The 19607-nt window shown below is 64.1% G+C and carries 19 protein-coding genes and 1 pseudogene; 8 read left to right on the forward strand and 12 right to left on the reverse strand.

Annotated elements, in window-relative coordinates; translation table 11 throughout:
- Nucleotides 1-379 precede the first annotated feature (379 nt).
- Nucleotides 380-760: a hypothetical protein gene (locus A3E1_RS0122155; RefSeq protein WP_157631662.1), complete on the forward strand. Its 381-nt coding sequence runs from the start codon at nucleotides 380-382 to the stop codon at nucleotides 758-760.
- 44 nt (nucleotides 761-804) lie between these two features.
- Here the strand turns inward: A3E1_RS0122155 and A3E1_RS0122160 are convergent, their stop codons facing one another.
- Nucleotides 805-1191 carry a hypothetical protein gene (locus tag A3E1_RS0122160; RefSeq protein WP_020522988.1) on the reverse strand — a complete coding sequence of 129 codons (387 nt, stop codon included), beginning with the start codon at nucleotides 1189-1191 and terminating at the stop codon, nucleotides 805-807.
- 559 nt (nucleotides 1192-1750) lie between these two features.
- Here A3E1_RS0122160 and A3E1_RS41470 point away from each other — a divergent pair.
- A complete protein-coding gene (locus tag A3E1_RS41470) occupies nucleotides 1751-2242 on the forward strand; it encodes a hypothetical protein (protein WP_157631663.1) in 492 nt (163 codons plus the stop codon).
- Here the strand turns inward: A3E1_RS41470 and A3E1_RS0122170 are convergent.
- The 9 genes and pseudogenes from A3E1_RS0122170 to folP form a co-directional block, all read right to left on the reverse strand.
- The gene (locus A3E1_RS0122170) at nucleotides 2220-2819 is read right to left on the reverse strand and encodes a hypothetical protein (RefSeq protein WP_020522991.1); all 600 of its coding nucleotides are present in this window, start codon (nucleotides 2817-2819) and stop codon (nucleotides 2220-2222) included. The two genes, A3E1_RS41470 and A3E1_RS0122170, sit on opposite strands and share 23 nt — an antisense overlap.
- Before the next feature lie 11 nt (nucleotides 2820-2830).
- On the reverse strand, nucleotides 2831-3970 hold the full coding sequence (locus A3E1_RS0122175) for a M23 family metallopeptidase (protein WP_051105107.1): 1140 nt from the start codon (nucleotides 3968-3970) through the stop codon (nucleotides 2831-2833).
- Nucleotides 3967-4506, reverse strand: a complete 540-nt coding sequence (locus A3E1_RS0122180) for a hypothetical protein (RefSeq protein WP_026208717.1) — start codon at nucleotides 4504-4506, stop codon at nucleotides 3967-3969. Before A3E1_RS0122180 ends, A3E1_RS0122175 begins: the two co-directional genes overlap by 4 nt.
- A gap of 2 nt (nucleotides 4507-4508) precedes the next feature.
- Nucleotides 4509-6344, reverse strand: a pseudogene (locus tag A3E1_RS0122185) (MFS transporter).
- Nucleotides 6341-9613, reverse strand: a complete 3273-nt coding sequence (locus tag A3E1_RS0122195; RefSeq protein ID WP_245571301.1) for an ATP-binding protein — start codon at nucleotides 9611-9613, stop codon at nucleotides 6341-6343. The pseudogene A3E1_RS0122185 and the gene A3E1_RS0122195 overlap by 4 nt, the downstream one beginning before the upstream one ends.
- Nucleotides 9610-9972: a hypothetical protein gene (locus A3E1_RS0122205; RefSeq protein WP_020522997.1), complete on the reverse strand. Its 363-nt coding sequence runs from the start codon at nucleotides 9970-9972 to the stop codon at nucleotides 9610-9612. Before A3E1_RS0122205 ends, A3E1_RS0122195 begins: the two co-directional genes overlap by 4 nt.
- 10 nt (nucleotides 9973-9982) lie before the next feature.
- Nucleotides 9983-10279, reverse strand: coding sequence for a hypothetical protein (locus A3E1_RS0122210; protein WP_020522998.1), 297 nt, complete (start codon nucleotides 10277-10279; stop codon nucleotides 9983-9985).
- A gap of 185 nt (nucleotides 10280-10464) precedes the next feature.
- Nucleotides 10465-10848, reverse strand: coding sequence for a dihydroneopterin aldolase (folB, locus tag A3E1_RS0122215; RefSeq protein WP_020522999.1), 384 nt, complete (start codon nucleotides 10846-10848; stop codon nucleotides 10465-10467).
- A complete protein-coding gene (folP, locus tag A3E1_RS0122220; RefSeq protein WP_083929593.1) occupies nucleotides 10836-11612 on the reverse strand; it encodes a dihydropteroate synthase in 777 nt (258 codons plus the stop codon). Before folP ends, folB begins: the two co-directional genes overlap by 13 nt.
- A 125-nt stretch (nucleotides 11613-11737) precedes the next feature.
- Between folP and A3E1_RS0122225 the strand changes: the two genes are divergently transcribed.
- The 6 genes from A3E1_RS0122225 to A3E1_RS0122250 all read left to right on the forward strand — a co-directional run bounded on the left by A3E1_RS0122225 (nucleotide 11738) and on the right by A3E1_RS0122250 (nucleotide 17561).
- Nucleotides 11738-13084: a condensation domain-containing protein gene (locus tag A3E1_RS0122225; protein ID WP_020523001.1), complete on the forward strand. Its 1347-nt coding sequence runs from the start codon at nucleotides 11738-11740 to the stop codon at nucleotides 13082-13084.
- The gene (folK, locus tag A3E1_RS0122230) at nucleotides 13081-13614 is read left to right on the forward strand and encodes a 2-amino-4-hydroxy-6-hydroxymethyldihydropteridine diphosphokinase (RefSeq protein WP_020523002.1); all 534 of its coding nucleotides are present in this window, start codon (nucleotides 13081-13083) and stop codon (nucleotides 13612-13614) included. The genes A3E1_RS0122225 and folK overlap by 4 nt, the downstream gene beginning before the upstream one ends.
- Nucleotides 13611-14093: a DUF3180 domain-containing protein gene (locus tag A3E1_RS0122235; protein ID WP_020523003.1), complete on the forward strand. Its 483-nt coding sequence runs from the start codon at nucleotides 13611-13613 to the stop codon at nucleotides 14091-14093. Before folK ends, A3E1_RS0122235 begins: the two co-directional genes overlap by 4 nt.
- Before the next feature lie 96 nt (nucleotides 14094-14189).
- Nucleotides 14190-15410, forward strand: a complete 1221-nt coding sequence (locus tag A3E1_RS41475) for an ABC transporter permease (protein WP_020523004.1) — start codon at nucleotides 14190-14192, stop codon at nucleotides 15408-15410.
- 221 nt (nucleotides 15411-15631) lie between these two features.
- Nucleotides 15632-16789, forward strand: a complete 1158-nt coding sequence (locus A3E1_RS0122245) for a hypothetical protein (RefSeq protein ID WP_020523005.1) — start codon at nucleotides 15632-15634, stop codon at nucleotides 16787-16789.
- A 73-nt stretch (nucleotides 16790-16862) separates the two neighbouring features.
- A complete protein-coding gene (locus A3E1_RS0122250) occupies nucleotides 16863-17561 on the forward strand; it encodes a hypothetical protein (RefSeq protein ID WP_157631665.1) in 699 nt (232 codons plus the stop codon).
- On the opposite strand, the gene A3E1_RS0122255 is transcribed toward A3E1_RS0122250, so the two are convergent.
- Nucleotides 17562-18701 carry an NADH-quinone oxidoreductase subunit D gene (locus tag A3E1_RS0122255; protein WP_026208718.1) on the reverse strand — a complete coding sequence of 380 codons (1140 nt, stop codon included), beginning with the start codon at nucleotides 18699-18701 and terminating at the stop codon, nucleotides 17562-17564.
- The gene (locus A3E1_RS0122260; RefSeq protein WP_020523008.1) at nucleotides 18698-19552 is read right to left on the reverse strand and encodes an SAM-dependent methyltransferase; all 855 of its coding nucleotides are present in this window, start codon (nucleotides 19550-19552) and stop codon (nucleotides 18698-18700) included. The genes A3E1_RS0122255 and A3E1_RS0122260 overlap by 4 nt, the downstream gene beginning before the upstream one ends.
- Nucleotides 19553-19607: the final 55 nt, after the last annotated feature.

Consider the following 19607-nt stretch of genomic DNA (forward strand, 5'->3'; position numbering starts at 1 on the left):
CGCCCTGGGGTGCATACGGATTGCCAGGAGGAATCGGCAGCATAGACACTGGCGCTCCTGGAACTGCAGGCACAGGAGAAGGTGCGCTAGCGAGGTCGGGACCGTTGTCGGCGCTGGCTGTAAACCGAACAGGGTGGTGTCCCGGTACAGCTGGTACGGATTGGCTATCTGGTACCTCACTGGCGTCCGGCAATGGGCCTTCCGCGCCTGCAGGCACAGGCGGTGCCTCTCCTCTTCCGCTCGGGAAGCTTTCGGGGACGATGATGCGGGTGCGGTGGTCGCGGATGGCTTTGTCCGCGTCATCCATGACGGCTGCCGCTTGATCGTTCAGCTTCTGCGCGGCGTGGTCCCACCACTCTGGCTTCCAGTCGCTGGTGACTTGAGACCACGAATGATTGAGCTGTGCGACTTCGGCTTTGGCCTTGGCTTGCGTGTCCAGAATGCCGTGGAGTCCGCGCGCGGTGGTGGCGGCGCACCGGGCGTCGGACTCCAGTTGCGCCAGAAACTGGTCGATGTGGGCGAGCGCCGCGTCGGCGGCGGGTCCCTGCCATGCGTTGGCCAGTTCGTTGCGGCGTCGCGTCAGCCGACGGTGGTGATCGAACAAGACGATCGCCATTTGCTGGAAGCCATCAACTTGTGTCCAGCCAAGCTCATCGTCTTCGTGCTCCACGATGGACCAGGTTCGCGGGACGTCGAAACCTGGCCAGTTCGCCTGATACAGCGCGGGGAATGGGACCTGGAAAGGCAGCATTCCAGGTGAGTAAGCCACTAGTTGGGGGTATGGCCCTTCGGGCATGGCGTAAGTCATTGGAACATCGGGCCTTCAGCGGTGAACTGCTTGGGCAAAGCGTTGTAGATAAGCCACTCGATGACTTCATTGTCCATTCGCGACAGTTCGTCGCTGGTTCGGTAGTTGGCTAAGATGATCTCCAGGGCGTTAGCTAGCTGCTGCGCACGCATCAGGTGCGCTTCGGTGTTGCCCCGGTGGATGCGTAACGCCTCATCGAGCGCACGTGCCGCAGCTTCGGTCTCGCCAGATGGTGAGCGGACTCCGAACCGGATGCCGTGCTGCATCTTGCCGTTGGCATCGGCTAGGCCAGGTTGCAGGCCTTCGTTGGTGTCCGAGCGCAGTTTTTCGCTGGTTAGCTGAATTTGCCCCAGGTCGACGGAAAATTTTTGCCCGCCCGACATTATTCCTCCCCGCAAAGGATCGCACCATGTCGATCGAAGGGTAGCGGAACAGTCCGGTCGGCGGGGAATTGTTGATAACCCTGTGGATAACTTTCGTCACGCATAGAAGAACCCTCAGCCACCACGGGGGAAGCGGCTGAGGGTTGCCAGAAGACTACGGTACGAAATCCGGTTCGCGCTAGACCCTGTTTTCTGGGAGTTCGCTGAGCGCAAAGAAAGGGCTACACCAGCGACAGTGATGGTGTAGCCAGACAAATCTATCCGATGCTTATCCAGATCGGGCCGATTCCGATGAGGTTGCATAGCCCGATACCTATGCTGATGAGCATGATCCACCTCCCCTGGCTCTGCATGATCACAGTAAGTGGAGTGGTCCTGGCGGCGGGCCGGAATGGAGAAATTTTCACGGTTCGATGCTGTGGCTGAGCGGCTCATGCCGCCTGACAGTCCATATTGGATAGTCTGGCCGCAGTGAGTCAGTCGGCTATTCGACGATGTCTCGAAGGGTGCCGCTTGTTAAGTCCTATGTCATCGCCGCGGTTAGCCGCACAATGGGTGAATGCGTTGGCGGCGGGTAGCGGTGATTGCCGGAATAGTGATCGGGATAGGTGCTGCCGGGGCGGCCACCAGTGGCCTATTCATCTATAACGAGGCCACCAAAATTGACCGGACCGAGCCCCAGGTCGTCACTGACGAGTACCTCCGTGCCGCTCTCGTGCGGAAGGATTTCGTCGGTGCTGACCTTTATGCCTGCAAGAATCAAGAAAGACTTGCACCCATCAAGACCCTTCGTGCGGAACTCGATCAGCGCGAGAAGGAATTCGACATCACTGTTCTGGTCTCCTGGGGTGCCTTCAGGCAGGAAGGCAAAACCTTGACTACCGAACTAACGATCTCTGGCCGCAAGGGCATAACGGTAACAAGCAAACGCAGCGAGACCTGGCGCTTTACGATGGCGGATGAAGACGGCTGGCGCGTGTGCGGCGCGGAGAAGATAGCGACGCCTTCCCCCACGCCATCAGCGTCGACTACTCCAACCACAGCTCCGTAACGGGAAGTGCCCGCGTCGCGGGTGCCTTGCCGGTCGCTCCCCAGCCGTACCAATCGGCTTCTGAGGCGACCCTCACCTGTGGATGTCCCTCCGGGCTCATGTGAACCTCGGTAACCGCACGCAGACCACGTGTCTCGCCGTCTTCGCTGGTGTGCACCATCCGCTTGCCGGTGAGCTGCCCAGCGCCTTCAGCCGGTAGCGCCGGCCGGTGAGGCGGGGAGTCCAGCGACACGGGTGCCACGTCGTTCGTTGAGACAACCGGTTCCGGCGCCGTATGAATGGTCTCGACCCATACCCGTTCCACCGGCACAAGAGCTGCAGGCACCTCCGTCCGGTCGCGCTCAGCGCGGTACCAATCGGCCTCAGTAAGTACAGGCACCAACGTGCGCGCACCCTGGCGAATCAGAGCGTCAGCGCGCATGTCTCCGCGCCAGCCGTGTCCAGGCAGTCCGACGAGGACCCGGGCGCCACGCAGAGTCCCGCCGGTGCTCTCGACGGTCAGCGCGGGCACGGGAACGATGGGCGCGGGCGGCGTCCGCCATTGGGCCGCCCAGCGCGCGAAATCAGCTTCGGTCATTCATTGCATCCTTAAACCACGGGGGTACCGAGCGGAGCGCCCTTGCTCGCCATAAACACCTCTGGGTTGACCGCGCCGCGGGAGCTCTCGTCGCCGTCGAGGTGTACCTCGAAGTGCAAGTGTGGCCCCGACGAGTTACCGGTCGTGCCAACGATGCCAATAACCTGGCCGACTGTCACGCGGTCGCCGACCTTAACCGCAGGCCGTGTATTCATGTGGCAGTAGCGGGTGATCACTTGTTCGGCGTGCAGGATTTCCACCATCCACCCGCAACCGCGCATGAACGGTGATCCGTCTTGGGCACAGGTTACCGAGTCGCATCTGCTGTCGATTACCACACCAGACGCGGCGGCGATGATGGGCGTCAGGCGGGCCGAACCGAGGTCCACGCCATGATGAGACGGGCGTTGCGAGGTACGGAAGGCGGACACGACGTTAGCTCCGACAGGGGCTGTCCATCCCGACGCGGCGATCTGGCCGAAGCCGGCGCAACGCAGTTTGCCGTTGACGAGCACGGCGCGACCTCCGCCACCCGTGAGCTTGTTGACAATCTGTGTCGCGATTGGCTCATGCTTGGCGTAGGCGTTGGGATACGCACTGATTTGAACCCGTTGTGCGGCAACGGTTAGCGGTAGAAGTTCCCAGTTCGGCACGGCGAGTAGCTTGTTGTAGAACTTGGTGGAGGAATACTCCGGGTTCATGATCTGCTCCGCTGTTCCCCAGCCCTGACTGGGGCGTTGCTGGAACAAGCCGAGCGAGTCATGGTCGTTGCGGTCACCCAAATGCCCGTGGTTGTTGAGACTGCTTTCCTGCATGGCCGTGGCGACAGCGATAACCCAGCCTCGCGGCGGAATTTGAAGCTTCTGTCCTGTTTGGACAATGATCGCGGCGTTGCGGATCTGGGTGGGGCCATACGAACCCACGCGTTCGAACTCGCCGTTGACCACGACCTGACTGTTGTTGCCGCAAGTCATCGCGCTGGTGAGATCGGAGCCCTGGTTCGCGAGGTCGCCGAAGATAATCGCGACTACAGCGCCAGCGCAGCACAGCAACGCGAGAACCGTTGTCGTGCCCGCGAGCACGACTGGGCGGATGAGGCGCTTCTTTGGTCCGCGTAAGGGAGCCACGTACGAAGGCAGGGGAGTCTTCATGCTCGGTCCCAATCAATGCCATCGACGAGCCAGCTTCCATCACCGCCGTGCTCGACGAAGACGAGCCGCAGACGCAGCTTGCCGGCATCGCAAGGAACCGTGGCATCGACGACAGCATCCGCATAGACCTGAGTGGTTGTGGCGCCCGTGATGCGTTCAGCGGGCACGTTAACCGGGTCCACGCCCGTCAGTTCGTCTTGCAATGCCTTTGTCGCAAGGGGTGCTAGCGCGGACCTCCACGCTTGCGGCGTCCGCTTCTTCTCAATCCAGTTCTGCGCGAAGGTGGTCGCCACCGTCGCAACGGCAGCACCCTTCGTGGGCTGCCGTGGACTGGCACTCGGCCGTGGGTCAACGACACTGTCATTGCCTGCCGTTGGATCCACCGTGGACGGTGCCGAACCGAGGTTCGGCCCTGGATCGGGATCCCCGCCGATTATCTTGCCCACGATGACGACAAGTCCTACGAGAAGGAGAAGCATCAGAGCGATCGCGGTGCGGGGCCGCACCGGAAGGGAGCTGAGGAGTCGGCTCGCCATAGTTATCTCGTCTCCGCGCGCGCCTCGGTTCGGGGTTCACTGGGCCGTGTTGCGGGTGTTGCGTGCGGGCCCGGCTGTTGCGGAACACTGGCCGGGCGGTAGATGGCGTAAGACGGTTCCGGATCGTGGGTGTCGACATCGATCCAGGGCTGCTTGCGTGGGGCGGGAGCGATCGTGTCCGACCCAGGCCGAGCTTCGGCCCTGGCCGCCGCCGCGGCTTCGACGGTGACTTCTTGCTCCACCCGCGCCTCGGGTTTGAGGCCGCCAGTGGTCACATCCACGTTGGTGTTCGACGTCGTAGTGACTGCGGCCGACTGCGGGCGTGCTGTCAGCAATGCGGCGCCGCTGCTGCGGCCACTGAGCTGAGTGATGCGGGTGTAGGGGCGCAACAACATCCAGCCGACCACACCACAGAGCAGCACGAGCGTCACCTGCAACCAGCCCGGCAACGAGGCGGTACTCATGATGAGATCCACGGCGAGCAGGTAAACCGCCGCGCCAGTACCAAAAATCGCGATGTTGATGACTGCTGCGACAACGGCGTTGGCGAGACGCCGGATGCCAGCGCTCGCAGGACGCAAGAGGCCGACGGTTCCTAACGCAGGAGCCGCGATCACAGCCCAGCGGATGACGACAAAGCCGAGGAGCACAAGAAGCGAGGCCACGATGTCGAACGAGGCGTACGCGATCGAAGCGAGGATAGCGATGAATCCAGCGCCGACGCGCTCCATTCCCTTGGTGCCCTTGAGGTACTCGTAGGCTTCAGGATCCTCGGTCTTGATCTGCTCAGCGACCTTCTTCCAGTCATTTTGCTTCGTGTCGATGAGCGACTGACGCCTCGCTGGGTTGGACTGAATCGCCTCAATATCTTCCCAGCTAAAGGACTTCGCCCTATACAGTGCTGGCCCGTACTTTTTGGCGGTCTCGCTGTCAGCGGAACCCAGCACCCCGCGCAACCAGTTGCGATAGAGCAGAGTCTGAACAGCGGTGTCGCCCGCCCGTACCGCTGGCGGCCTGGTGTCGACGCATGCTTCGGGGTGATCAGGGTCGTCACAAGTGGTTGGGGCTTTTGATGCGGGTCCAATCGCGTCGTGCACCACGCTTAGTGTTCCCACAAGAGCACTGTCCGCGACCTTCGCGGATTGGACAGGCCATTTTGCCAGAGCAGTGACGGCAACGAGAATGAGCAATGCCCAACCGGCGGTGGTCAGTGCCGCAGACATCTGTGCTTGACGTGAGCGCCAGAGCAAATACATGCCGACGACCGCGATGGTAACCACTCCGAAGACACTGAAGACACGCGTGTAAATCGCTTCCGTGGCGGTCGTCAGAAGCGGGTCCGACCAGGACCAAAGATCGCCAGGCGACCACGCCTTCTCGCGCAGCCCATTTGACGCGGCGACGATCCCCGTAGCGATCATGAATTCGCCGTTGGCGATCGTGGATTCGATCTTGTGGTCCGGATGCATCAAGGTGTCGGCGCAGCCGATGTCATAAGTGGTGTAGTCGTAACCGGCGTAACCGTATTCGCTATAGAGCAAGCCGCTGCCACCACCGCCGCCCGTTTGTCATGTTGGCTTGGTAGCGAACCAGCCCGCGAACCCCGAGTCTGGCGTTGCCGGATTCGGTGCGTGGACGCAGAGTGCTCGCTCAGGGTTGAGTTCGGCCAAGCGGGCTATGCACTCGTCTAGCGGTCTTACAGTCCATTCCTCCAGCGAGCACAACGGTGCTACCGCTGACACCCCGACGGCTGGCGCTGGGGGCGCGGGCGCGGCCGAGGCCGGTACGCCGAAGAACGTCCCCAGGAACAGGACGGCTATCGCGAGGACTTTTCTCACCGCCGGGCCGCCTGTCCGGTCGGGGTGGTGTCGAGGGTAGTTAGCAGACCGTCCACATAGGACACATCAACCCGCACGCGCTGGACCCTACTATCCACGTCACGCAGCACGAACTCGCGGTACCCGAGCCGTCCCGCACTGTTAGCGTCGGGCGCGGAAAGTGAAGCCAGCACGGCTTCGTAGCCAACGTCGGTGGGCACGCGAAGTAGCCGCAGCGCGTCAGAAGCGATCTCGGCGTCCTGCGCGATACGCCCAACGAAGACTGTTGAAACCAGGTTCTGCACGTCGAGTCCGAGGATGTCTTTCGGGTTCTGTGAAGCTACGAAGGCGGACAGGTTCCACTTGCGGGAGTCACGGGCCAGGCGCACGAGGAACGACCGTCCTGAGCGCCAGCCCTCCATGAAGTGGGCTTCATCGAGTCCAACGAGCTTGCGCTGGTGCATGTCACCCGAGTAGCAACGACGGACCGCGAGGCGGTGCGCGGTGTGCAGCATCGGCAGGGCCAATGCTTCCTCGGCCGACCAGTATTCGCGCTCAATCTTCAGGTCTGGCAACCGCAGGCCCGACATCGTGATGACGGTCAGCGCGGCGTCGGTGCCCAGCAGGTCTGGTGGCGGTGAGCCGAAGAATAGCAACGCCAACGGCATTTCCGCTGTGTCCATCAGAAGGTTGGCTAGTTCGCGACCCTGATCGTCGACGCCGGAAAGGCAGCGGACGACGTCGTCCAATGTGGACGTTTCCTCGGCCGGAACGGTCCGCACAGCGTGACGCAGCAGCGTCGCGGTGGAAGCCTCGCGGGCCACCTGCGGCGGCACGAGCATGCTGCAGATGTCCTGCACCAGCATGCGGCGCTCAGCACGGGCGTTGGACACCGCGATTTCGAACTCGCGGTTGCCCGCATGCCCCGCGCCAAACTCTTCGCGCCGAGGCGTCGGAATCAGTGAGTATGGAGCAAGCGTCCCCTGCTCACCACCCGTCAGGTTCAGCACGCGCGTGAACGGCCGAAGCTCGGGCATAGCGGCGAGACGTGCCAAAGGCCCGGACGGGTCAAGCAGGGTCACCTGCACACCACGGCGCGCGTTCAGGTATCCCAGCGCACCAAGCAAAGTGGACTTACCACCACCGGGCTCGGCGACCATCACGGCTAGACCGCTGCGCTCGCGTACCTCCATCGGGAAGTGCGGGTCCAGGAACACCGGCCGACGGCAAGTCCCCGCCGTACGCCCAATGAGGTCCCCTCGCTTGTCCCCAACCGTGGACGCGGCTTGCGGCAGCGCCGCTGACAGCAGCCGCACCGGCATCCGCCTCAGGTACCCAGTGTTGGCGATCGGCTCGCCAGGGATGAACTCACGCGCCAGTTGGTCCTGCTGCTTGGGGTGCTGCAAGGCAACCCGGAGCTCACGGCTGTACGCGGCGGTCACCGCGCGAGCACGTTCAAGACACTCGTCACGGGTCGCTCCACTGACCGCGATGCGGTGCCATCCGTGCGCACGGGCCGAATCGACGGGCAGGCCGGTCGTCATTTCGTCGCCCATGACCAGTGCGCGGGATGCCAGGCGTTCCAGCTCTGGCGGCGCGTCCATGCCGTGCTCGGCGTAGTCCTGCTGCTGTGAGCGGATCATCCGGAGCCGGTGCTCAAGGTTACGGAAGCTGTCCTGCGGGCCGAGAATGTCCACTCGCGACGACAGTTCCATCGGCCACGGCAACCGCTCGTGGAAGTGCAGCCACGGCTCGTGGCGCTCCGGGATGTCGAGTGGTTCCATGCGGCCGACGGTGAGCACGGCGACGTGCCGTTCCTCGGCGGTCATGCGGTTGACGAGCTTGACCGTGCTGCCGTAGGGCGTGCGGTAACGCTCAATGTTTTCCGTGAGCGCGAGCAGATCGCCGGATTCCCAGTTGCCGTGCCCGATGGTGCCCACAAACGTTGGTGGGGCCATGCCTAGCGCGACTGAGCGGTAGAGCAACCATTCCAGCTCGAAAGCGTGGGCCCGCTGTCCGCGCATGCCAAACGCGGCAAGCACTTCGTCGAACTGCTCGACTTGCCGGCCAAGCTTCTTGCGCTCTGACTCGGGCGTGCCACGGCCGAACATCTTGAGCATTCGCTCGGAGAAGCTGTCGCCCAGGGCTCGGCGGGCAAACGTAACGCCTAGGAACGTCTGGCCTTCGGCGTGGTTGATCTGCCGCAGGTGCCGTTGTGCCGCAACAAGGTGATCGCCCCAGGACGGAGCGTTCGGCACGGGCGGCAGCGGACGCGTGGTCAGCTGGTCCAGCTGCGCTGCCCACTGGTCTGCAGGGAACGGACGGGTCGTCCGTCGCAAGTGGAGCCGGAAGCCGGCCAACCCGGCGTACTGCTCAGAAATGGCGCTCAGGATCGCTTCACGCTCAGGGTCGGGCCGGAATGCCCAGCGAACCTCGGGAAGCAGGTACCAAGCGGTGACAGCATGGCGGGTAAACGTCAGGTGGCCAGCGATCTCGCTGATCTCAAGTTCCTGCGCGGGGCCACGTTCCTTGGCGGGCTTAGGAAGCTTGACGGGCTGTGGCTTGCGCTTACCAGACGGCGCCGGCGCGGGCCGCGAAGGAGCGGTCATCACAACGGGAGCGGGCATCAACCCGGGCGGTGCGCTAACCGGCTGCGACGACACCGGTTGAGCGGAAACAGGTTGAGCGGAGACCGGCTGCGAAGAAACCGGCCGCACGACCTCCGGAGCACGCCCATGACGAGGCCCCGAACCCGATGGCCCGGCACCAGCCCGCCCAGCACCAGACCCCCCGAAGCCAGACGTCCCGGAAGCCAACGACGCAGATCCAGCAGGCCCATAACCCGAAGGCCCGGAACCGGACGGCCCAGAAACAGGAGGCCCAGCGGGAGGATCAGCGAACTCTTCCGCGTCAATGACCTGTCCCGGCAGCGGATGCTGAGGCGGCCCAATGAATCCGGGCGGTCCCGCCGGCCGGGTAGGCACCTTCACCGCGGCAGGAGTATGCGCCGAGGCGTCAAACAGCTCAAGGAAGGGGGACTCGACGTCCAGGCGAGGCGCGGATGCCGCAGGAGTAGAACGCAGGCGCGCTGCCGCCGAGGTGGCGGCCTCACGCATCTCAGCCGCGCGTTTTTCCGCCGCACGCTGCAGATCGTCGGACTTCTCCGACTGCAGCGACTCCGATGGTGGCCTGCGCCTTGGCGGCTGAAAGGCGGCGACGGGGCCATCCACAGAGGGAATAGCGTCCGTCACCGATTCGTCTTCGGCACCGTGAATGTCGAATGTGGTCATGTGAGCGCCTTCCGGACCAGCACGCGGCGGGCGACGAGCTTGGGGTCGCGACGTTCGGTGGCGGGTTCCTTGGTGCGCCGCCAGTCGGTGAGCGCCGTGCGGATGACCATCCGGGCAGGACGGTCAGGATCGACATGCCGGAATACATACGACGTGGCCACGATGGCCAGCGCGATCTCCCAGGCGGGGAAAGGATCGATCTCCTGGGTAAACAGCCAGCGGATCCCCATGAACGTAGGCACGAGGAGCACGAACAGGCCATATTGGGCGTAGGGCAACTGGACGGGCAGGGTGTATCCCGGGGGGCCCAAATAAACCAGGCGAGCCCGGTATATGTCGTCGTCCGTACGCAGCCTCATGTTAAGTGCCCTATTCAAACATGATGTCGACCAGGCCAGCGCCGAACACGAACAATGCCCCCGCCCCGACGATGAACGCGATGCCGATGATGGCGATCGCCGAGCTGGTCAGCACTTTGGACACCTCGCCCCGGCTAGCCCGGCCGATGAAGATCACGCCCAGAACAGCCAGCAAAATAGGGGCGAGCTTGCTGGCGAAGAATTCGAGAATTCCTGTGGTGTTAATGGATCCGCCGCCGCCCGGAGTGGGGGTGGGCGCCGCGGCCACAACTTCAGCGACCGCGCCGATGAGCGACGTGGCATTCATCTCTTGCTACCTCCCCCGGGTCTCGTCGGCGCTAGTTGCAACTTGCTAAGCCTTACGGAAAGGTGCGCTCAGCTGTGGGATGCGCCGATGACACCCTGTTTCGTGTCGAACACTTACGGTAATTCTGGGCCTGCCAGAACACCCCTGAGGGTACGGTGCGTCACTCACTGCGACAAGCTATGCAACTACGTCTTTGCCGAAGGGGCGCTGTCGGAAGAACGCCTGTGCAAAGTCACGCTCACGTCGTTAAACGTCTGCGGAATCGGTGCTTGTGGCTTGTGGACCGTCACGGTCGCCTCGGCCACACGTTTGTCGGCTAAGCAGACGTCAATGAGCCGTGAGGCCAAGGTTTCGATGAGGTTCACGGGCTCCCCAGCGACGACCGCGGCCAGAGCCGAAGCTAATTCACCATAGTGGACAGTGTTAGCTACATCGTCAGACCCTGCGGCCATCGATAAGTCCAAGAACAACGTCACGTCGATCACGAAGTTCTGGCCCTCGCGCCGCTCGAAGTCGAAGACGCCGTGGTGTCCCCAGACTCGAAGTCCGCTCAGTTTTATCTGGTCCACTCTCGCCACACTTTCAGGGCATCGACAGTTGCCTCTACATTGTGTACTCTCACGCCCCACACCCCGGCCTGTGCGGCGAGCACACTGGTCGCCGCCGTCGCCACGTCACGGTCAGGCGCTGGCCGGTCGTTGAGGAGCTTGCCCAGATACGACTTTCTTGAAGATCCAAACAAGATGGGGTACTCCAAAGCCGTGAACTCGCGCAAATGCTGAGACAGCGCCCAGTTGTGCTCCGCTGTCTTGGCGAATCCGAGCCCGGGATCGAGGATGATCCGCTCCGCATTAACTCCCGCCGAAACCGCCTCGGCCGCTCGCTGCAACAGCTCCACGCGCACATCACGAACCACGTCGTCGTAATGCGCCAGCTTCTGCATGTCCGCCGAGTGACCCCGCCAATGCATGATCACGTAGGGGCACCCAGCGGAAGCCACGACCCGCTTCATGTCTGGATCGGCCAGCCCACCGGACACGTCATTGACGATCACGGCACCGGCCTCCAGCGCGGCCGAAGCCACGAGCGCACGCGTGGTGTCCACACTGGTCGCGATCCCCGCGGCCGTTAACGCCGTAATCACCGGAACGACCCGTTGAGTCTCCGTGGCCGCGTCCACACGGGAAGCACCCGGCCTGGTCGATTCGCCGCCCACATCGATGTATTGCGCTCCCTGAGCGACCATCTCGGACGCGTGGGCCACAGCCGCATCCAGGTCCTCATAGAGGCCGCCGTCGGAAAACGAGTCGGGCGTGACGTTGAGAACCCCCATCACCACCGGTAGGCCATCGTGCACCCGGTCATCCTAGGCGAACAGCTCGCGGCACTCCTCTGACCGGCCCATCGCGATAGCCGATCGTGGATGGTTGACTCATCGACGTTGTCGATAGGAGCGATGTGAGCAGCCTGGTGGCCACAGAGCAGATCATCGTCGCGTTCACCGGTGAGGGCGATGGAATCGAAGAAATGTCATGGGGGCAGTGGGAGATCTGGCACGCCATGGTCGCCCAGCAATCAGCGCTTCCGATTGGTGGAAGCGCACCCGTAGCACCCGGCACCACCACCGAAGATGTGGCCGAAGAGCTGCGGTTCTTAATGACCCGTTACCAGCCGTTGCGCACGAAACTGGTTTTCGACGCGAACGGCCGGCCCACGCAGCACGTGCACGGGAGTGGGGAGATCGGATTAGAAGTCTTTGACGCCAACGACGGCGACGATCCGGCCGCGCTTGCCTTTCAGATCCATGAGGGGTACTCCGAAAGGCCGTTCAACTATGCCGAGGAGTGGCCGGTGCGGATGGCTGTCGTCCGGCATCAGGGCACGGCGACGCACCTGGTCGCCACCATGTCGCATCTGACCATGGACGGCTTCGGCGGCATGATCATGCTGGAGGAGGTAGTCCGGCGGCCTGACACGCCCGTTGACGGGATGCAGCCGCTGGAACAAGCACGCTGGCAGCGATCGCCTGCGGGACAACGGCATAACGACCTGGCGATGCGGCACTGGGGTCAGCAATTGCGGGCCGTTCCGCTGGGGTTATTGGACGACGCCTCCGGCGCCCAGGTGCCGCGCTACTGGGAAGGGCGCCTGCGTTCCGTGGCGCTGTGTCTCGCGGTCCGCGCCTTGGGTGAACGCACCAAAGTGGACTCGTCGGCGATTCTGCTCGCGCTGTTCGCGATCGCGCTTTCCCGCAAGTCAGGCGTTACCCCGGTGTTCACCCGTCCCGTGGTCAGCAACCGGTTCCGGCCGCGGCTGTCCAATGTGGTTTGCATGCTCGCGCAAGCCGGACTGGTGACCATCGATGTCACGGGCTCTACGGTCGACGAGGTGATCGCCCGTTCCCAGCGCGCGGCCATGACGGCCTATAAGTACGCGTATTTCGACCCTGAACGGTTAGTCGCGCTCATGGCGGAAGTAGCCAAAGAAAGAGGCCCCGGCTTCACGACCGGATGCTTTTTCAATGACCGCCGGGTCAGCAGCCGCACCGAAACGTCGGGTCCGCCGCCCGCGCCCGCGGAGCTGCACGCAGCGGTGGCCAGCAGCACGTTCGCCTGGGTGACCAAACAGGACACCCCGTTTGACCGGCTGTTCCTGCACATTGACGACGTGCCCGGGTTACTGCAGCTGACCCTCGCGTTCGACACGCACTACGTCCCGCCGCAGCTGGCTGAAGCGGTCTTGCGTGACATGGAAGAGATCGCGGTCGCGGCCGCTTTCGACCAGGGCTATAAGGTCAGCCTGTGACACAGGTGGTCTTCTCGATCGGAAGCAACCTTGGCGATCGGGAAGCCCACCTGAGGCTGGCTGTCGCCGGGCTCAGCGAAGCGGGCGAAGTGCGAGCGGTGTCGGGCGTCTACGAAACCCCGCCCTGGGGCGATGATGAGGATCAGCCGTCGTACTACAACGCGGCCGTGATCGTGACCGGGCCGTTGCGGCCCATCGAGTGGCTGCACGCGGCTCAGCGCATCGAAGCCACCGCGCTGCGCGAACGCGATCCGCAACGACGGTTCGGCCCGCGAACCCTGGACGTCGACCTCATCGCGATGTGGGAAGACGACGGCACCCCCATCATCATGGACACCCCTGAGCTGACCCTTCCGCATCCGCGCGCACATCAGCGAGCCTTCGTTTTGCGGCCATGGCTGGAGATTCAGCCCTACGCCAAGCTGCCGGGGCACGGCTGGGTCAACGACCTCGTGTTGTCGGAAGCGCTTGAGGCAGATGTCGCGGCTATGAACGCATTGCCCACGATCCAGCTACAGTCGACTCCGTGAGCGAACCGCGGATCAAGCCGACCAACGCGGCAACTCTCGTGGTCGCGGGTTTCGCCGCGGCCGCGTTGACCTGGGTCTCCACGAGCTATTGGTATTGGGAACTGGCGGATCTGCCGCTGCTGCCGGTCGCGATAACGCTCGGTGTGCTGGCGCTGCTGGAGTTCGTGCTCGCGCAGCAGACTAGGGCGAGGATCGAGCGTAAGCCTGGCCGCCTGCCGGTCGAGCCGCTGCTGGTGGCCCGTTACGTCGCGCTCGCGAAGGCGACCTCGTTGACCGGTGCCATCTTTTCCGGCTTCGCGCTCGCGCTGACGCTTTGGCTGGCTGTCGAGGCGCAGAGCAATGACGCCGCCCGCCGAGATCTCCCGATCGCTGTCATAACGTCGTTAGCGGCTCTCGCGGCGATGGGGGCGGGACTGTGGCTGGAGCGGGCTTGCCGGGTGCCAAAGGATCCGGATCAGAAAGACGCTGATCAGCGCTAGGGTCTGTTGCATTCATGTCCGAGCCGGTACGGTCCTCCGGGTAGCCGGTTTGTACCCCCGCGGACCGGCAGATCGCGGCGTGCGGAGGCGTGGGCTATGGCCTATGAACTCAATTCAGACGTAACAGACGCCGGTCAGCTGGGCGGACGGCACTCCCGCTCGGCGGCGAACCTCGAGGACGTTTTCGACGATCCGGAGCACGGAGAGGTTGGCCGGGACCGGCTTGGCGTGCACTTCGCCTGGGAAGGCGTGCTCGCCCTTGGTGTGATCGCCCTCGGCTATCTGCTCTTCGCCAGCCATCGCGACACGGTGAGCGGTGACGGCCTGCGCGGTGTGCTGGTTCTCCTGGCCTCACTGGGTTTGCTGGCTTTGGCCGCGTCCATCTCCTTGCGGGTCGGAGCGCCAAACCTGGCGATCGGTTCCGTCGCGGTGGCTAGCGGCCTCTATTACGCGCAGAACAGCACCAACGGCCTCGTGGCGACCAGCCTCTGGCCGGTGCTCCTGGCACTGGGCCTGGGCTTGGCTATGGCTCTGCTTGTCGTTGGTTTCCAGGTGCCGGGATGGGCAGGCAGCCTCGTCGGCGCGCTCGTCACCGTCGCGTGGATCGAGTACAAATTCCAGGCACCCGTTGAGGTCCAAGGCGAATACAGCCCCCTTCCTCATGCCTACTACTTGGTCGCCGGCTTCGCTGTGCTGACAGTCGTGGCCGGGCTGCTCGGCCTGATCAAGCCAGTGCGCCGCGGGATCGGCCGGTTCCGGCCGGTAGGCGATCCAGCCTCGCGCCGCGGTGGCGTGGCGGCGACGCTGACCTCGTTCGGCATCATCGGCGCGACCGTGCTGGCCGCTTTGGCTGGCGTGTTCCTGGCTGCCGCTAGCGGCACAGCGGACGTTCCGGTGGCACAGGAACACGGGTTTGACCTGACCGCTCTAGCCATCGGCATCGCTCTCGTCGGTGGAACCAGTGCGTTTGGACGCCGCGGGGGCGTGTTCGGCACGCTGCTGGCGACGAGCCTCGTGACCCTGCTGATCGTTTACGGCGACGAGGCCGGCTGGCGCATCTCCGACTGGATCCTCGCGGCGAGTGCGGTGGCCACCGGGCTGGTGGTCACCCGGCTCGTGGAGACCTTCGGCCGGCCATTGAGTGCCGAAGACGGTCCAGAAGACTGGTCAGACGTGGGCATTGGAACCTCGACCGCGACGAGCTGGTCGACACCAAGCTCGACAGACGCCTGGTCCGGGCTTTCGGCGACGCCAACCTCGCCGGCCACGACGAGCAGTGGCACGCAGTGGGGCTCGGAGACTGATCGCTGGCGGTAACTAAAAGATCTGTAAGAAGCGGCGGTGTCGGCATTCTGCTGACACCGCCGCTGGCTTTCGTCCTAAGTGGAGCATCGGACGGATGACCCTGCCGCCCTGGTGCCTGCGCTCATGGCGGGTTCGGTCGTTAGTCATTGGTGCTTCCTAACTCGGAGTTTTGGCGCGATCTCTGGAACGGCCGCCCTTCCGATTCGCCGCGACGGTCGGTAACCTCTAGCACCATGCCGGCTTCCGCAGCCCGGGAAGATCAGCAACGTGCCCGCATCTTCTCAGCGCTCTTCTGGGTCGGGGTCGCTCTGGCCCCGCTTGCGGCATTGGTGCTGCTCATCGGGTCGAGCACCGGCTCGTTGCGGACAGCCGTTGGCATCCTTGTCCTTTCGGTCATCATGATCGCCGTCTCGATAATGCTGCGCCGCGAAGGCGAGACGATGAAGACCGAATTGGAAGACACCCTCTTTGACGAAGTCGACGCGACGCGAGCTGACATCCGCGACGACATCGCCCACGCCGTTCACGCGACGCATCGCGCCTTCGGGGAAAAGTTTCAGTACCTGCTCGATCAGGTTGAGGCGACCCGCGCGGAGCTTGAGGCGACCCGCGGTCAGCTGGAAGTGTTGCGCCACCAGCTTCCTGCCGGGCCTAACGGCCGGGTCGGGCCTCCCGCGCCCGGCAACCCAGCTCACGGCCGGGGCCAGGGCATGCCGTCGGGCATCGTGCGGCACACCGAGACGGTTCAGGTGACAACGCGGCACACGGTGATGGATCCCAACGAGGAGCAGCGGGCGGGCACCACGTATGGACGGCCACAGACCGCGGCGCCACGGGGCCGTGACGACTCCTGGACCGAGCAGCGTTTGCGCGAGCAGCTAGACCGCCGCCGTGACGCCGGTGAGCCCGGTGCCGCCGCCGAGCGGTGGCAGCAACGCGAGCCTTACGAGGAGCGCTGGTCTGCGCCTATCGAAGACGATGACAGGCGTCCCGGTGTGCGCGCCGGCGACCGCTGGGCGAGCATCCGCGATGACGACCACGGCCGGGAACTGCGCATGGGTGAGCGCAGGGCGGCCTTGCACACCGACGGCGCGGGTGGCACCGAGCTGCGCATCGAGGACCGCTGGGCGGCGGTGCGGCGCGAGGCCGGCCTCGACCGTGAGGACCGCGATCGCGACGACCGCGTGGGCAGGGGACGGGGCGGCTGGTCCGATGAAGACCGGCTAGACATCCCGAGGGGCGACTTCCCTTACCGCGACCGGGAACGCGAAGACCGCAGCCGCCGGGCGATCACGAGTTCGGACCGCGAAGACCGCTGGTCTACCTACAACGATGACCGTGACCGTGACCGTGATCGCGATCGGGACTACGACCGCCGTTACCGCGACTAGACGGTCCTCTAGCAGAGGCGTGTTCACGACACTCCGCGGCGCGCGAACGCGAATGCTCTTAGTCTTCAGCGCCATGAGGTGTGGCATTGCGATAGTGGCGCTAGCGCTGACCGTGACCGGGTGCACGAAGAAGAGCCAGGAGCCTGCCGCTGCGCCGACCGTCGGCTCGGTTGTCTCCGAAACCCCAAGCGCCGCAGCGACTCCCAGTCCTAAGCCAGCCATGTGCCCGGGTGAGGTCAAGGGTGGCAACGCCCCGAGTCAGGACGCGCTCAAGGCGTGGCTTTGCCAGGACAACGCTGGGCTGCAGAAGCACCTCAACGATGCCGCACGCGATCAGATGAAGGCCGTCCCGCGTGACATCGATCTGCAGTGGACTTTCGTCTCGTGCGGCGGAGCGGCCGGCTCGACCTACTGCACGTACCGCAACGCGCTCGGCTCAGATCTGATCTTCCGGATCCTTAGCCAGACTCCGGATCGCGTCGTCGAGGTGAAGTTCGACCGGACGCTGTTTCCCAACAACGCGGAGCAATACACGCGCCATTTCCTGGCTGCCTGGCTTGCCGACAACACGCCACGGATGCGGGCGCTCAGCTCGGCGAGCGTGACCTCTTTCGCCACTTCACATTCCAAGCCGGCCGCGGGGTACACCGTGACGCTGAGCCCCTCCGAGGTGTGGATCTTCGAGGTCGAAAGCTCCGGTGCCGACTACCGATTCGTCCTACAGGGACAGCTCGGCCGGGCCAACGCCATCACCGAACTGAACAGCCTCTAGCTACTTGTCGACGTCGCCGACGACGAAGAACATCGAGCCAAGGATGGCGATGAGGTCGGGCACGAGGCTTCCGGGGAGCAAAGTGGACAGTGCTTGCACGTTGCTGAACGAGGCTGTGCGCAACTTGAGGCGCCACGGTGTCTTCTCGCCCCGGGAGACCAGGTAGTACCCGTTGATGCCCAACGGATTCTCGGTCCAGGCATAAGTGTGGCCCTCGGGGGCCTTCACCACCTTGGGCAGGCGGACGTTCACGGGACCGGTGATTTGGTCAACGCGATCAAGACATTGCCGGGCCAGGTCGAGCGAGACGTAGACCTGGTCTAGCAGCACTTCGAAGCGCGCGTGACAGTCGCCGGTGGACCGTGTGATGACCTTTACCGGCAGCTCGCCGTAGGCCAGGTAGGGCTCGTCGCGGCGCAGGTCGAAGTCGAGGCCAGAGGCGCGTGCCACCGGCCCGGACGCGCCGTAGGCCGCGGCCTGTGCCGCGGTCAGCACGCCCACCCCGACGGTCCGTGCCAGGAAGATGTCGTTCTTGCGGATCAGGTTGTCCAAGTCGGGCATGCGCTTTTCGACCAGCTTGATCGCGTCGCGCGCACGGTCAGTCCAGCCGGCCGGCACTTCCTCTTTGAGGCCGCCCACGCGGTTGAACATGTAGTGCATCCGCCCGCCGGAGACCTCCTCCATAACGGCCTGGAGAGTTTCCCGCTCGCGGAACGCGTAGAACATAGGCGTGATCGCGCCGATTTCCAGCGGGTAGGAACCGAGGAACATCAGGTGATTCAAGACGCGGTTGAGCTCGGCGAGCGCTGTTCGCAGCCAGACGGCGCGTTCAGGGATCTCGATGCCCATGAGCCGTTCGACGGCCATCGCCGCTCCTAGCTCATTGCTGAACGCACTGAGCCAGTCGTGACGGTTCGTCAGGACGAGGATCTGGCGGTAGTCACGCACCTCGAACAGTTTCTCGGCGCCCCGGTGCATGTAACCGATGATCGGCTCGGCGCTAACCACCCGTTCCCCGTCCAGGATGAGCCGCAGGCGCAGCACACCGTGCGTGGAGGGGTGTTGCGGGCCGATATTGAGCACCATGTCCGTGCCGAGCCCACCTGTACCAGTGGCGACGGTCATTTCCCGCGGCGTCATAGAGCGCACCCTACCGTCTGAATCAGCCAGAAGTGACTACCCAATCCATCGGGATCGGTCAGGCTGGCCACCTCGCTCGCCTCGGCCAGCGCGCGCACATAACCTGCCGGGTCGCGGTGCGCTAAGTCCAGGGCGGGACGGCTGCCTGACAGGCCGAGCCAGTGCAGAGCTTCGCGCTGGGAGATGAGCTTTGACGGCAGCCCGGTCGCGGCGGCGACCGCGTCCATGGCGACGTGGGCGGTGATGTCGGTCGACCCGTCGAAGGAAGGGGAAACCTCACGGCCGTCCCGGAAACCGGTGACGGTTGGCGTGCTCGGCCTAGTACCAGATAAATGTCCATAGTCGACGGCTAGCGCGACTCCGGCGCGGAGCTTGCCCACCGCGGCGGTCCAGGCAAGGTCTCGTGATCGTCCGATCTCGACGGTGCTGGATGCCGACGGCCACCAGCGCGTCATCCAGTCAGCGTCCTCTTTAGACACTGGCTCGCCGTCCCACAGGTAGCGACCGTCTTCAGCCAAGTCGAGCGGCACGTTATCCAGCCATTCCGTCGCGAGCAGCACGCCGGTGAACGATGGGATCTCCGACCCGATCTCGATCGGCAGCAGGTTGATGCGATCGGGCAACAGCGGGCGCAAATGCGAGAGCAGCATCCCTTCGCCCGCACCGACATCGACGACGTCAAGCTGCTGGGGCCGCCCGAGTGCGACGTCAGCGAGGTCGATCAGGCGCGCGATGGCCCTGGCGAAAAGCGGCGACTGCGCGCTGGTGCGAAAGTGCGCGGCCGGGTGACTGCGCACGAAGAAGCCCTCAGGCCCGTAGAGAGCCTGCTCCATCGCTTGGCTGAAGCGCATCAGGCGTTCACTTTCCGTTGGGAATCTGTTGCGCTGCTGACTCTACGGTCCGCGA

The sequence above is a fragment of the Catelliglobosispora koreensis DSM 44566 genome (assembly GCF_000379685.1).
Lineage (GTDB): Bacteria > Actinomycetota > Actinomycetes > Mycobacteriales > Micromonosporaceae > Catelliglobosispora > Catelliglobosispora koreensis.